Genomic DNA, 13,570 nt, shown 5'->3' with positions numbered 1-13,570 from the left:
TCATTATACAAAATTATCCCACGCCTTCATTACTGTTCGCCGCTTATCAAATAGATCACCCCGCCGATAAGCGGCTTCAACCTTATCCCCGATAGCGTGCGCCAAAGCCATCTCAGCCACCTCTCGGGGATAGTCGGTTTCCTCAGCAGCCCAGTCACGGAAGGTCGATCGCAGGCCATGCACGGTCACATCCTTTGTGCCGGCCGCCAGATGCAAAGCCTTGGACAGCGCCACGTCTGACAGCGGATTGCCTGCTTTCTGGCCTGGAAACACAAGATCCCCATGCGCTGGATCTCGAAGCGCCAGAACGGCTTTCAGGACAGACGTGGCACCGTCGCTCAAGGGCACGCGATGCTCCCTCCCGGCCTTCATCCGTTCGGCCGGAATGGTCCAGATCTTGGCCTTCAGATCAATCTCCGACCAGACAGCCCCCCTCACCTCGCCGGAGCGTGCCGCTGTCAGGCATAGGAAGCGGACGGCCTTGGCAGCGATGCCCTGAGACTCTGCCAGCTTGGCCATCACCCTCGCTATATCCTTCCGATCGATGGCGGCGTGATGCTCGACCTTCGCCATGGCGGAGGGTTTGGGCAGAACATTCGCTAGATGGCCGCGCCAGCTAGCCGGATTCTCGCCATCCCGCCAACCATGCACTTTTGCATAGTTCAGAATGTTCTCGATCAGCCACCGGGCCCGACTGGCAGTTTCCGGCTTGGTGGTCCAGATCGGCCGCAGGACCGACAGGACATCATCCGTCTCCACATCGTTCACGATCTTGTCGCCAATGACCGGACATATATGGATGCGAAGTATGCCTTGCCGGAGGGGGGCCGCTCGGGCGCTGCGCCAGTTGGGAGCTTTCTCGACCATGAACCTCTCAGCCACCTGGGCGAATGTCAGGCCACTTTCCTTTTTCCGCTCGGCCTGCTCCTGACGGCGGACTTCGAGGGGATCAATCCCATTCGCGACCTGTTTGCGCGCAGCGGCGGCACGCTCACGGGCATCCGCAAGGCTGATCGTGCGGGTTGAGCCAATCCCCATTTCCCGCACCTTGCCGGTTACCGGACTGGTGTAGCGGACCGACCACGCCCGTGTGTTGCCCTTGACGGTCAGCCACAGATTCCCTCCGTCCGCAAAGACACCATCCTTGAGAGACGAGACGGCACGGACTGTCAGGCGGTTATGGCTGATACGGGGCACGGCGAAACCTGTGGTCTGGGGTTTGGAAATCGAATCGGATCAACAGACCCATGATACCAAACCCATGATCAGACCCATGATAAAAACGGCCATCGTGGGACACGTTCAGACGCATCAGGAAACAGGGTGAAAATTATATGTCTATGAAACAGTAGGTTATTGACGCTTTCAGACGCCCATAGACACTTAGGTTAGGCTCATACTTCGGGAGCCATCTTTTCTTAAAAATTAGTGTTAAATCAGTTGGTTACGGATTTCTCTAAATCTGAACCGATAATGGATGATGCCCTGAGCGGGAACATGCAGATACGTCCAGACCGGTTTTTAATACCGTCTGGCGACATGCAGAACCGCAACGGCTCTCATTCCCTCTGCCCGGATCACCTTGAGCGACAATCAGCCCCCTGCCCCCACTATGGGTGCAGGCAGGGCTCATAAGCAGACCGGTCGCACCGGTTGCCACTACGGAATTACGCCCCAGGGACTGGCAATATACCGCCTGCCTTCGTGAATGGCGATTGCCAGCGGCAGGAAACGGTCTCATCTGCTGGCAGGTGCACCATTACGGGCCCAAGCACTGTTCGGCCCCCGACCCGTATTGGCATATCACAGCCAGACCAGACCCGGGGCAGTTCACACGGAACAGACCCCGGTATCCTTCGCGCCATGGCTGACTATGATGGAGAATCAGACCTTGTTCTGGTTATAGCGCATGATGCGCCCGTGGCGGCCGGTGCGATCATTTTCCAGTTCATAACAATCGCCCGGCACGGAAGAGGTCTCGCCAATGATCTGGCGGATACGGCTGTTATCATCCGGCGAGAGGGAAAAGGAGAAAATACTCTGGTTACGCTTCAGGTAACGCGTGGAGGTCGCCCCCACGATGGAACCTGCCACACGCGGCTGTTCAAGCACCCAGCGCACGGCAACTTCACCAATCCCCACACCGTATTGCTGACCGATATCGTGCAACAGGCGCAGAAGGGACTGGAATTTTTCCCACCCACCAAAATCATCGATAATAAGCTTGTATTTTGTCTGGGAGCGATTGGCCATTTCCCCCACGGGTTCGGGCTTGCCCAGCCATTCTTCTGAAATGAACCCGCCCGCAAGCTGGCCATAGGTCAGGATATATATGTTCTTCTCGGTGCAATACTCGACCATCTTGCGCTCCGGGCGCCGATCGAGCAGGGAGTATTGCACCTGGTTCGTCACGAACGGAACGCCGGCATCGACGAGCTGGCTCAGTTGGGCGACGGAAAAATTTGTTATGCCAAGGCGGGCAATCTTTCCTGCCTTCATCAGGTCATGCAGCACCTGAGCGGTCTCGACCGCACCGGGAATGCTCCAGTCCCACCAGAAGAACTGCACCAGATCAAGGCAATCAACCTTGATGCGCGCCAGCGAGCGATCAATGATGCTGGTAATATACTGGCGGTTGATGGTGGGCAGTATATCAAGGTCCGGCACGAATTTTGTCTGCACCTGCGTCTTTTTGGCAAGATCGGGGTAGGCCTGCCGGAACTGGCCAATCATTTCCTCAACCCCGGTATAATGATCGGCGCAATCAAATGTCGTAATGCCGGCCTCGACAAATTCCTTCATGTCGGCAATGGCCTGCTGCGCATCCACCTGGCCATGGCCACCTGCAAGGTGCCATCCGCCCTTCATGATACGGGAGATACTGTAGGAGCCATCAATATAAAAACGGTCAATTGGCATTATGCTTGATCCATAAAAAGAGAAAATCAGGAAACGGCTGTCGTTTCATCATGGCGGAACCGTCGCAGCCCCGTGCGGGTGATCCGAAAGCGCGTCGGGCAGTTGGGGTCGGTGCAGGCGATATCCGTGTCAGTGGACATCCAGTCATTTTTATCCAGATGCCGCTGCTTTGCTGGCAGGAGTGGCAGCAGGGCGGCCAGATTGTACAGGCTGAAAGGCATGTCCTCCCTGAAATGCAGGAGTTCTCCTTTCACTTCAAAGTAGTCTCCCACTTTGGCATTGCACCAGATCTTGCTGCCCTCCGGGGCAATGACCTCGACCTTGAGGTCATAGAGGAAGAACGTGCCGTCTTCCGCGTCAGTCGTGTTGCTATCGGACATATGTCATCTCGCAGCTTGGGCAGAACAGGGATCATTCATGAAAAGCGCCATCTCATGATGAGGCCGGCAGACCGGCCGCCACCGCCGTCCGGGCCTGTGCGCTTTCCCATGCCTGGTTGATGAGAGAGACGAACCGCTGCAGGTTATTTTCATTCAATGCCGCCAGATTGATCCGTCCATTATCGGCCATGTAAAGACCATGTTCGTTTCGTAACAGCATAATAATCGCTGGTGGCAGTGGCAACATGCAGAACATGCCCTGCCCCCTGGCAATGGCGCGCGCATTGCACGGCCCAATCCGCTCATGGGTAGCGAGTGTCTGGCGCACGGCATGGAGGTGGGCCTGCATGTCCCTGACCTCATCTTCCCATTGCGCACGCAGGGCGGGCGTGGTCAGGATATGCCCCACCACGCCCGCGCCGTGGGCAGGCGGCATGGAATAGCTGGCGCGGGCAATGGCGGCGAGCTGGCTCTGGAGTGCCGCGGGCCGGGCGCGGCTCTGCCCCCCCACCAAAAGCGCGCCAACACGCTCGCGGTACAGACCGAAATTCTTGCTGCATGAATAGCACAGCAGCGCGATCTCGACCTTTTCCATCAATGCATGCAGGCGCAGCAGGTCGGCATCCAGGGTCTGCCCCAGGCCATGATAGGCCATGTCCACCAGCGGGACGAGACCGGCCCTGACAACCTGCTCCACAATCTCGGCCCACTCGGCATCGTTCCAGTCATCACCCGTGGGGTTGTGGCACACGGGCTGCAGCAGGATAATATCGCCCCGTCGCGCCTTATTGGCCAGGACATCCATCATGGCCGTAAAATTGCGTCCACCCCCCGGCAGGCTGCGGGGATAGGTCTGGATGGGCAGGCCACATTGCTGCATGACGGCGACATGATTGCTCCAGGTCGGCGTGCCGATCCATACGGCCTGACCGGGGCAGTTCTCGGCCAGGAAACGGCCCGCGAGTGAAAGCGCTCCCGTGCCCCCGATGGTCTGCACGGTTGCCAGCCTGTTGCACGCCACCTGATGCGTGGGCAGTACAAAAGCCGTAATCGCGCTGCAGAAGGTGGCGACCCCGTCGGTCGAGATGTAGGATTTGGTGCGTTCGTTCTGTACAAGATAGCTTTCCGCTGCCTTGACACTTCTGAAGATTGGCGTCTGCCCGCTCCGGTCTTTGTACACCCCAATCGTAAGGTCTATTTTTCCTGCCCGATTATCCTGCCCTGCCTGCCGGGCAACCGCCAGAAGCGGGTCCGGCGGCAAAAGAGGTAAATCATCCAAAAAGGACATGGCCGCACTTTCAACTGAAAAAATACAAGGCGGTAGTATCATCCGGATGCCGTGCAACTTTATTGCATTATTCAGAAGAAATGCTGTTTTTTTGCATGAATCATTCATAAGGCGCCATGATTCACGCCATTTTACATATGCCGCATGCCTCCATCCACACTTATACTACGGGCTATCACCTTTGACCTATATGAGCCCATTTTCTGAGGCCGATGGATCGGATGGTCTGTGGCAGGGCGGTGAGGTTGTTCCATGCGGTGCATGCGGCTTCGATGATGTGTTCGATGCCGCTGAACACGGTGTTGGACAGCCAGTTGGCGCGTAGGAACTGCCAGATATTCTCGACCGGGTTCAGTTCGGGCGCGCGGGACGGCAGGAAGATCAGGCTGACGTTGCGCGGCAGTCTGAGTTTGGGTGTCGTATGCCAGCCGGCACGATCGAGCAGGACGACGGCATGCGCTCCGCGTGCGACGCAGCGTGAGATTTCCTCGATATGCAGTTGCATGCTGGCCGTGCCGGTAAACGGCAACACCAGGCCTGCCGCCTTGCCGAGTGCGGGGCAGATGGCGCCGAACAGCCAGGCATTCTCATAGCGTTGATCGGCAGGCTGGCGTGGTCGGGTGCCACGCCGCGCCCATTGCCGGACAAGACCGTTTTTCTGCCCGATGCGGGCCTCGTCCTGCCACCAGAGTTCAATCCGCCTGCCTCTGGGCAGATGCCCGGTGTGGGCGCTCAGGATCGTGGGGAAGTTTTTTTAAACGCGTCCATGACGGACGGATCCTGTCCGGGGTGACGCGGACGCGCGCTGACGTGGCTGAACCCAAGCCGCTTCAACAGGGCGGAGACATGGCGTTCGTGATAGGAGACGCCAAAACGCTCTTCGATGACCCGCTGAAGATCGACCCGACGCCAGCGCACCACGCCGTCCCGGGCACGGTCAGGCCCTGTCGTGACCAGCGCCGATAATTCTGCCAGTTGGTCCGCTGTCAGGCGGCAGACCGACCCGTTGCGCCACTGATCGTGCAAGCCATCCGGCCCCGCAGCATTGAACCGGTGCACCCAGTCCCGCAGGGTTTGCCGGTCCATCCCGCCGATCCGCGCCGCTTCGCCCCGGCTGGCACCGTCGCGCACCGCAGCCAGAGACAAAAGGCGCCGTGCAACATTCGCATCCCGCGTACGAGAGGCCAGACGCCGTAACGCAGAAGCCGTATAATCCGTCCGTAAGGCAATCGCACCAGCCATTCCCGATCCTCCCTCTCACGACAGAATCAGAACAGGCCCTTCGCGTCACTTCACAGATGAGTCAGAGACAGTAGCCCTTGGTATTACACCGCTCCAGACGCATGAATTATCGGGTTGCAAAGCCCCCACTCCCATGCCCGGAAGCAATACTGCTGACACAAAAAATCAAAAAACCATGCTTCCCGTCCGTTTTTTATGCAAGAAATTTGCAATATCCAGTCCAGAACCGCCTGATCTGCACGGTTCTCGCAAATTTTGACGAATATATTTTTTCCGTTATGAAACCGAATTATATTATGTTTTATATAAGAAACGGTTTTCGGAATGACCTAATAAACTGCCCTGAGGGATAGCGGCAATGCGTGAGGCAACAATGGACAGCTTTGACAGGGCCATCCTTTCTGCATTGCAGAACAAGGGTGACATCAGCCTCAATGAGCTCAGTGACATTGTTAACCTGTCCAGCTCGCAGTGTTCACGCCGGCTGCAACGCCTCAAGGATGAAGGGTACATCGACCGGATCGTCGCCATTCTCAGCCCGGCAAAGGTCAACCTGAATGTTTCGTCCTTTGTCGTCGTCAAGCTTCATTCGCACTCGCCCGATATTGAAAAACGGTTCTGCAATCACATCAGCCGCCTGAACGAAGTCGTATCCTGTCATTACATAACGGGATCATCTGATTTCATCTTGCTGGTATATTCACGTGATCTGCAATCCTATCGGGAATTCATTGCACATCGACTGCTTTTTTCATCAGACATCGCATCCATTACATCGCACATCATACTGGGGAATGTGAAGAACGTGACCACACTCCCGCTGGACTACTCCTGAACACATGCGCTCGCAACGCACTCACCACAACCATATCCACTTCATGCATGCCACAACAGACAGTCGCACCCAGCGGCCTGCCGAAGAATAGGTAACCTGCAATGACGTTTCGACAGTGTCTTTTTGCTGCCTGTATCCTGACACCCGCAACCATCAAGGGCGCCACGGCCCAGAGCGTGGATCTCGCAGCAGCCCCGAATGCCTCAGCCTCGACAGGCGTGAGCCATCCCGCGCGCGCAGCGGGTCATGGCGCAACGCCAGCCCGCCATGCCGCGTCGGCCACGCTCTCCCACGGGGGCGCGGGGCAGCAGGATACGGGTGAAGCCATTATCGTAACGGGCACCCACTCGCGCAATGTGCGCGCCCGGCAGAGCAACAGCCCGGTTTCGGTCATTACAGGCGCAACGCTACGCCGGTCTGGGCAGATGAACCTTGGCGACGCGCTGACACGTACCTATGCCTCCATTAACGTCAACCCCATGGGCACCAATGCCAGCGCCCTTACGGCGTCAATCCGCATGCGCGGCCTCAACCCCAACGAGGTGCTGGTGCTCGTGGATGGCAAGCGCCGTCACACGACGGCCAACATCTCGGCCGATGCCGGGCCAGACTTCGGGGCGACGCCGGTTGACCTGAACATGATCCCCGCAGCAGCCATCGACCATATCGAGGTGCTTGAAGATGGCGCCGCCGCGCTTTACGGCTCGGATGCCATTGCAGGCGTGGTCAATATCATCACCAAGAAAACCAATCACGGCCTGGACATCACCAGCCAGACCGGGGCGAATGCCTATAATGGCGATGGCTGGCAGTACCAGGTGGGCGCCGACGGCGGGCTTTCGCTCGGAGGGGATGGCTACCTGCACCTGAGCGGGCAGGTCTACCATACCGACCACATGCTGCCCAAGACCTACGACCACCGCCTCATGGGCGGTGCAGCACCTGCCGGGGCCTATACAGGCGCCAACTATACCGGTTCGGCCACGCCTTCGCTTGAGTCCAACCATTTTACGAGCACGCCGGAAGAAACGCGTGAGAACCTGAGCATCAATTTTGGCAAGACGATTGCCAAGGATGTACAGTTCTATGGCCTCATTACATACGCGCACCGCCACTCGGAGGCTTTCGAGAACTATCGCACCCCCTCTGCCGCACCGGGCATGTATCCCAACGGGTTCTCTCCCATCCTGACGGATGAGGAAAACGACTACGCGGCCACCCTTGGGCTCAAGGGCGACAATTTCTTTGGCTTCAACTGGGATGTGAGCACCACCTACGGCGCCGATGAGGACAAGATCGGCAACAAGAATACCGCCAACCTCGGCATGCTCAGCCCCGAAGGCAGTGGCTGCTCCACCTCGCCTTCCAGCCCGTATTATTCTTCGGGCGGATGTGGCTGGTCGCCCAGCAAGGTCCGGGCGGAGACCTTCCGCATGGCCCAGTGGACAAACAATGCGGATTTCCGGCGCCAGTTCAAGATCGCCAACGTCGTGCCCGTGAACCTTGCTTTTGGCGCGGAGCACCGGCTTGAAACCTATACGGTCAAGGCAGGCATCCCGGCCTCGTATGAAGATGGTGGCGTCTCGGCGTTCAATGGCCTGCAGCCCCAGAGCGCCGGCAACTGGGACCGTGACATCTGGGCGGGCTACGTTGATGGCGACTTCCACCTCACGCCCAAATGGAATGTCGATTTTGCCGGCCGGTTCGAGCATTATACCGATGTTGGCAATACCGAAAACGGCAAGGTCTCGACCCGCTACAACTTCTCCCGCCGCGTTGCCATCCGTGGCACGATCAGCAATGGTTTCCGCGCCCCCACCCTGGCGGAACAGCACTATACGTCCATGACGGTCGGCCCGACGGGCGCAAGCGGTCTGCTGGGCGTGGACTCACCTGCCGCGCAGGCGCTCGGCGCAAGCAAGCTCAAGCCGGAACGCTCAACCAATGTCAGCGCCGGTATCGTGCTTGAACCGGTCGACGGGTTCCATATCGAGGCTGATGTCTACCAGATCAATATCCGTGACCGTATCGTGCAGGGTGGTGTCGTTAACGGGACCACCGCCATGAATGCTCTGGAAAGTTCGGGCTATCTGCTCAGCTCCAGCGTCACACCATCGGATGTGTCGGCCTATTACTTTACAAACGGGGCAAGCACCCGCACGCAGGGTGTGGACATCAAGGCGGATTACCTGCTGCACATGCACCGCTATGGCAACCTTGCGCTGAGCATGGCCATCGACCTCAACCGGACGCGCCTGCATCATAACGGCACCTATGACGACCCCAATAGCGGCGAGATGGCGCAATACCTCAATGCCTCCAACATCTCATCCATCACCACCGCCTATCCGCGCAGCAAGATCATCCTCAATGCCTACTGGACCATTGGCAAATGGGATGTAAACGTGCGCCAGACACGCTATGGCCAGACCACATCCATGCTGCAGTACATGGACTGGGCAACGGGCAGTTGCGCGGACGGCTCCTCGCAGCAGTTTTCCCAGACATGCTTTGGCCAGTTCAAGAATACGCCGCGCTGGCTGACCGATCTGGAGATCGGCTACCGCATCAACCCGCGCTGGCACATTGCCGTGGGCGCCAACAATATTTTCAATATCCGCCCGCGCAAGCTGCCCGATAACCTGAACTATGTCGGTGGCCAGATCTATGACTACCAGTCCGCCCAGGTACCCATGACGGGTGGCTATTACTACGGCCGCATCAACTTCACGCTCTGAAACACATCCCGGCTTCCGCTACATCAGGCAGAAAGCCGGGCGCATTTGACCATCATGCCGCTTTCCAAGCATGATCCTGGCACACCGGGCATGAAGCAGGATCTTATTTATGCGTAACCTTATCGTTCTGTTCTTCCTGTTTACATGCGCGCTACTATCATACACCGATCGCGAAATCCTGAGTCTGGTCATTGATTTTGTCAAACTGGACATGCACATCAGCAACTACCAGTTTGCGCTGCTGATCGGCACGTTTTTTGGTGTCATCTATGCCGTGATGGGCCTGCCAGTTGGCTGGCTGGTTGACCGCCTCCCCCGCAAGCCCTTTCTCATTGCAGCCATAGGGTTATGGAGTGCGGGCACGATCGTATGCGGCCTTGCCATGCAGTTTCCACTCATGCTGGCGGGGCGCATGCTCGTGGCCTCGGGCGAGGCGGCCCTGGCGCCCGTTGCGCTTTCCCTGATTGGCGACATTTTCCCCCGCCACCAGCAGGGCCGGGCGCTGGGCTTCTATTTCTCCGGCATTGTGGCGGGCGGTGGCGTTTCCATCATTGTTGGCGGCTGGTTGCTGGGGCCTGCCGGGGGCGCGCTCCTTGCACCCTTCATGCCGCATCTGGCGCCCTGGCGGCGTATTTTCATGTTTCTGGGCATGCTGGGCATGGCCATGTGCGTGCTGGCCCTGTTCGTTGTCCGTGAACCCTTACGCACGCATGCGGCCACGGTACAGGACAGGCCCGATGATGCGCCTGAGCCTCTTTCCACCCGCATGGCCCTGTTCATGACCTGCCTGGCGGTATCCGCCATTTCCATCATCGACAATGCGGTGGGGGCATGGGCGCCTTATGTCATGGTGCATGCCTTCAATGTATCGGCCGCCCATATTGGCAAGGTGCTGGGGTGGTTCCTGATCGTGGGCGGCCTGATGGGCGTGAGCCTGGGCGGGCAACTGAGTGACCGCCTGATGAAGACGCGCGAGCAGGGTCTTTTTTACAGGTCGGTTATCGTGCTGCTGCTGGTCCTTGCGGGTCTTGGCATGGGGGGCGACCTGTACGGTTACGGCCTGACGCTGTGCATGATGACGGGCATTGTTGCCCTGGCTGGCATGTGCTCAACGCTGGGGCTGAACCTGATCCTGTATCTGGGCACGCCGCAGCGGCGGGGATTTATGACATCGTTCAGTTTTTTCCTGAACGTGCTGGTTGGCGCGGGTCTTGGCCCCCTGCTCGTGCCGCTTGCGCTGGATGCGCCGCTCCGCCTGCCGCCGATTGCGGCGCTGGGCAGCGTTGCGACGGTGGCGGCCCTTGTTGCAGGCGGCCTGTTTGGGGTAGCGCAACGCCTGTCCCGCACGAAAGACAGCGTGCAGGCCTAATAATCCTTTTCCATTTCTGGCGATGAAGGCATCAACATATCGTTCTGGTTGCGGGACATGAACACGCCCGCAACCGGCTCCGGCGCCGACCGGCGGGAACTGCCCGACCGGATACGCTGCCGCAGCGGTGATCGTGTCAGGTCGCGCGGAAAGGGAAGCACTACAAAGACCGTTGCAGGGACATGACCCTACGCCACATATTTCGCCTCAGGTCCGGTGGCGGCTTTGAGCCATGAGCCTCTCGAAAGGTTTCCTGCTGGCAAGAAGCAGAAGCGCGCCGAGGCTACTGGAGCCTATCGCCACAAGACAGAGCGACGTGCCGACCGCCATGGGTGAGTGGAACACATGATCGTTTAAAAAACCGATCAGGAAGGCGCCCCCTGCCAGTCCCCCCATTGCATTGAAAAACAGCAGAACAGCCGAAAGGCGGGCCCGCATTTCTTGCGGAACGGCCACCTGCTGCACGAAAGTGGAAGGCGGCATGGGAAAGGACGCGAAGTAAAAGGCCACAGCCAGGCAGATTAGAATAACGGGCGTTGCCTGCGCGAAACCGATGATTGCCATAGGCAGCACAACGCCAAGCGCGCCGATTGCGCCCGTTATCATGGGTGCGCCCTTATGGCCGCGTTGCGTGAGCGTATCAACCAGCCTGCCACTGGTCAGGACACCCGACACACCGCAGACCATGGCAATGCCGCCAAACGCGAACCCGACAATACGCGGTGACATGCCATGCACGCGCATCAGGACCGCAGGCATCCAGCCCAGCAATGAAAACAGTGTCATGGCAATAAAGGTATAACCCAGGATATGGGGCACGAAGAGTGCGCGGTTCTGCCACAGATACTGCATGGCCACGCTCATGCTGGCGCCCTTGCGCGTCAGTGCGCGGCCGCCTGCCTGTACCGGTTCCCTGACCCACAGGAAAATAATCGCACTCAACACAATTCCCGGTAGCCCGACTATGGCGAAGCAGAGCTGCCACGGGTGGATCACCGCCCCGAACACATTCAGGTCGGGCTGCCCCACGGTAAGCGAAAGGATGGAACCGCCGAGCATGAAGGCAAGCCCGGAGCCGATAAACGACCCGAGGGAAAAGACCGACATGGCCCAGCCCAGCTTCGGGCGTGGAATGATGTCGGCTATATAGGAATAAACTGCGGGCGCCAGCGTTGCCTCACCTGCCCCCACCATGATGCGGAATACGAACAGCATGGCGAAGGAATGCACGAACGCACAGCCCAGCGTTGCGATGCTCCAGACCAGTATGCCAGCAGCAATAATGACAGGCCGCGCGTACCGGTCGCTCAACCCCGCGATAGGCAGCCCCAGCACGGCATAGAAAATGGAAAAAGCCAGCCCGCTCAGCAGGCCGAACTGTGTATCGGTAATCCCCAGATCGGCGCGGATCGGCCCGATCAGCAGGGCAAGGATCTGCCGGTCGATGAAGGAAAGGACATAAGCGGCCATGAAGAGCAGGACGATACCCCAGCGCGAACCCGATGCCATGAACATTTCTACCCTGTAATGGTTTGTGAGCACATGGAGGACCTCCATTGCGGACCCGCAGACCCGCATGCCTGCAATATGTGAATTATTTATGGAAAAATACACCATTAAATGTTGCGATACCGTATTTTTTATGAAACGATCCTGAATATTCCAAAAAGGGAAAGACCCTGTTCTCATGAGTAACGATCATCTTGATATCGCTGTTCTGGGGGGCGGGAACGGAGGCTTCGCGGCTGCCGCCGACCTTGCGCGCCAGGGGCACCGCATCCGCCTGTGGCGCCATAATGCGGAACAGGTTTCCGCCCATAATGCCCATGGCAACATGATGGGCATGCGTGATGCATCCGGCCAGCATGAAGTAAAGATTGATGTCATTACAGGCGACATGGCCGAAGCCATACGTGGTGCTGCGGTCATACTGGTGGTCGCACCCGCCTTTGCACAGGAGACAATAGGCCGCACCCTCGCCCCTCACCTGACCGATGGGCAGGTCGTCTACCTGCCGCCCGGCACGCTGGGCTCGGTTTTATTTGCGCATTACCAGCATATGGCAGGCAATCCGGCCCGAACCGCCTTTGCCGAGACCGGAACCCTACCCTGGCTTGCCCGCAAATACAGCCCGTATGGCGTCACGATATCGGGGCGGGCGACCCGCCTGCCAACCGGCGTCTTCCCCCGCGTGGCGGCGTCCTGGGCGCTTGAACGGCTCGGCCACGTTTTTCCCGGTGTGATCGAGGACTGTGGCGATGCGCTGTCCGGCGCCCTGATGAATGCAGGCCCCATCATCCATCCGCCCCTTATCATCATGAATGCAGGCCCGCTCGAACATTTTCCGGCATGGGACATTCATGCCGAAGGCACGCAGCCCGCCATACGCCGTGTAACCGATGCGCTCGATCACGAACGCATCGCCCTGCGCGCGGCCATGGGATATGCAGGCCCGCACTTTCCGCTGCGGGACCATTACGACCTCTCCGATGATGAATGGATGTACGGCCGCAAGGCGCATGATGGCCTGACTGATTCGGGCGACTGGCGCGAAAAGATAGACCTGCTGCATCATCGCTACATGATGGAGGATACACGGCTGGGGCTTTCGCTGCTGTGGTCCGTTGCCGGTGTTACCCACACATCCGTTCCCCTTGTCGATGCGTTCCTGTCCATTGGTTCAGCCATATGCGGCATGGATTTCCGCACCCATGGCCGCACGCTGCATGATGTGGGGCTGGGCGGCCTTGACCGCGATGGCCTGCTGGAAAAACTGCAACGGGGTTTTGCATAGGTGCC

Annotated in this window: 10 protein-coding genes; 4 read left to right on the top strand and 6 right to left on the bottom strand. The window is 58.5% G+C overall.

What is annotated here, in order from left to right:
• Positions 1-3 precede the first annotated feature (3 nt).
• The 5 genes from FMA36_RS11395 to FMA36_RS11375 all read right to left on the bottom strand — a co-directional run bounded on the left by FMA36_RS11395 (position 4) and on the right by FMA36_RS11375 (position 5,829).
• A complete protein-coding gene (locus tag FMA36_RS11395) occupies positions 4-1,197 on the bottom strand; it encodes a tyrosine-type recombinase/integrase (RefSeq protein ID WP_159262387.1) in 1,194 nt (397 codons plus the stop codon).
• 687 nt (positions 1,198-1,884) lie between these two features.
• On the bottom strand, positions 1,885-2,919 hold the full coding sequence (locus tag FMA36_RS11390; protein ID WP_159262386.1) for an aldo/keto reductase: 1,035 nt from the start codon (positions 2,917-2,919) through the stop codon (positions 1,885-1,887).
• A 26-nt stretch (positions 2,920-2,945) separates the two neighbouring features.
• Positions 2,946-3,299 (bottom strand): TIGR04076 family protein, encoded by a 354-nt coding sequence (locus tag FMA36_RS11385; RefSeq protein WP_159262385.1) that lies wholly within the window; start codon positions 3,297-3,299, stop codon positions 2,946-2,948.
• A 52-nt stretch (positions 3,300-3,351) separates the two neighbouring features.
• Positions 3,352-4,587, bottom strand: a complete 1,236-nt coding sequence (locus tag FMA36_RS11380) for an aromatic amino acid transaminase (RefSeq protein ID WP_159262384.1) — start codon at positions 4,585-4,587, stop codon at positions 3,352-3,354.
• Positions 4,588-4,762: 175 nt separating this feature from the next.
• A protein-coding gene (locus FMA36_RS11375; protein WP_110571345.1) for an IS630 family transposase occupies positions 4,763-5,829 on the bottom strand; the annotation gives its coding sequence in 2 pieces (ribosomal slippage) (positions 4,763-5,343 and positions 5,343-5,829; 1,068 coding nt in all).
• A 358-nt stretch (positions 5,830-6,187) separates the two neighbouring features.
• On the opposite strand from FMA36_RS11375, the gene FMA36_RS11370 reads away from it, so the two are divergent.
• From FMA36_RS11370 to FMA36_RS11360, 3 genes are all read left to right on the top strand, one after another.
• Positions 6,188-6,664: an Lrp/AsnC family transcriptional regulator gene (locus tag FMA36_RS11370; protein ID WP_159262383.1), complete on the top strand. Its 477-nt coding sequence runs from the start codon at positions 6,188-6,190 to the stop codon at positions 6,662-6,664.
• 101 nt (positions 6,665-6,765) lie between these two features.
• Positions 6,766-9,402, top strand: coding sequence for a TonB-dependent receptor plug domain-containing protein (locus FMA36_RS11365; protein WP_159262382.1), 2,637 nt, complete (start codon positions 6,766-6,768; stop codon positions 9,400-9,402).
• A gap of 109 nt (positions 9,403-9,511) precedes the next feature.
• The gene (locus FMA36_RS11360) at positions 9,512-10,771 is read left to right on the top strand and encodes an MFS transporter (protein ID WP_159262381.1); all 1,260 of its coding nucleotides are present in this window, start codon (positions 9,512-9,514) and stop codon (positions 10,769-10,771) included.
• A gap of 207 nt (positions 10,772-10,978) precedes the next feature.
• Here FMA36_RS11360 and FMA36_RS11355 read toward each other — a convergent pair whose 3' ends face one another.
• Positions 10,979-12,280 (bottom strand): spinster family MFS transporter, encoded by a 1,302-nt coding sequence (locus FMA36_RS11355; protein ID WP_159262380.1) that lies wholly within the window; start codon positions 12,278-12,280, stop codon positions 10,979-10,981.
• 178 nt (positions 12,281-12,458) lie between these two features.
• Here FMA36_RS11355 and FMA36_RS11350 point away from each other — a divergent pair, with 178 nt between their 5' ends.
• Positions 12,459-13,565, top strand: coding sequence for an NAD/NADP-dependent octopine/nopaline dehydrogenase family protein (locus FMA36_RS11350; RefSeq protein WP_159262379.1), 1,107 nt, complete (start codon positions 12,459-12,461; stop codon positions 13,563-13,565).
• Positions 13,566-13,570 lie beyond the last annotated feature (5 nt).

It is taken from the genome of Komagataeibacter xylinus, assembly GCF_009834365.1.
Classification (GTDB): domain Bacteria; phylum Pseudomonadota; class Alphaproteobacteria; order Acetobacterales; family Acetobacteraceae; genus Komagataeibacter; species Komagataeibacter xylinus_D.
The sequence above is the reverse complement of the archived record's forward strand: the minus strand, read 5'-3'. Positions and strand labels throughout refer to the sequence as shown.

What these genes read in the sequence shown, in the direction of transcription:
- FMA36_RS11390 (WP_159262386.1), bottom strand. Translation starts at nt 2,919, where the DNA reads ATGCCAATTGACCGTTTTTATATTGATGGCTCCTACAGTATCTCCCGT.
- FMA36_RS11385 (WP_159262385.1), bottom strand. Translation starts at nt 3,299, where the DNA reads ATGTCCGATAGCAACACGACTGACGCGGAAGACGGCACGTTCTTCCTC.
- FMA36_RS11380 (WP_159262384.1), bottom strand. Translation starts at nt 4,587, where the DNA reads ATGTCCTTTTTGGATGATTTACCTCTTTTGCCGCCGGACCCGCTTCTG.
- FMA36_RS11370 (WP_159262383.1), top strand. Translation starts at nt 6,188, where the DNA reads ATGCGTGAGGCAACAATGGACAGCTTTGACAGGGCCATCCTTTCTGCA.
- FMA36_RS11365 (WP_159262382.1), top strand. Translation starts at nt 6,766, where the DNA reads ATGACGTTTCGACAGTGTCTTTTTGCTGCCTGTATCCTGACACCCGCA.
- FMA36_RS11360 (WP_159262381.1), top strand. Translation starts at nt 9,512, where the DNA reads ATGCGTAACCTTATCGTTCTGTTCTTCCTGTTTACATGCGCGCTACTA.
- FMA36_RS11355 (WP_159262380.1), bottom strand. Translation starts at nt 12,280, where the DNA reads ATGGCATCGGGTTCGCGCTGGGGTATCGTCCTGCTCTTCATGGCCGCT.
- FMA36_RS11350 (WP_159262379.1), top strand. Translation starts at nt 12,459, where the DNA reads ATGAGTAACGATCATCTTGATATCGCTGTTCTGGGGGGCGGGAACGGA.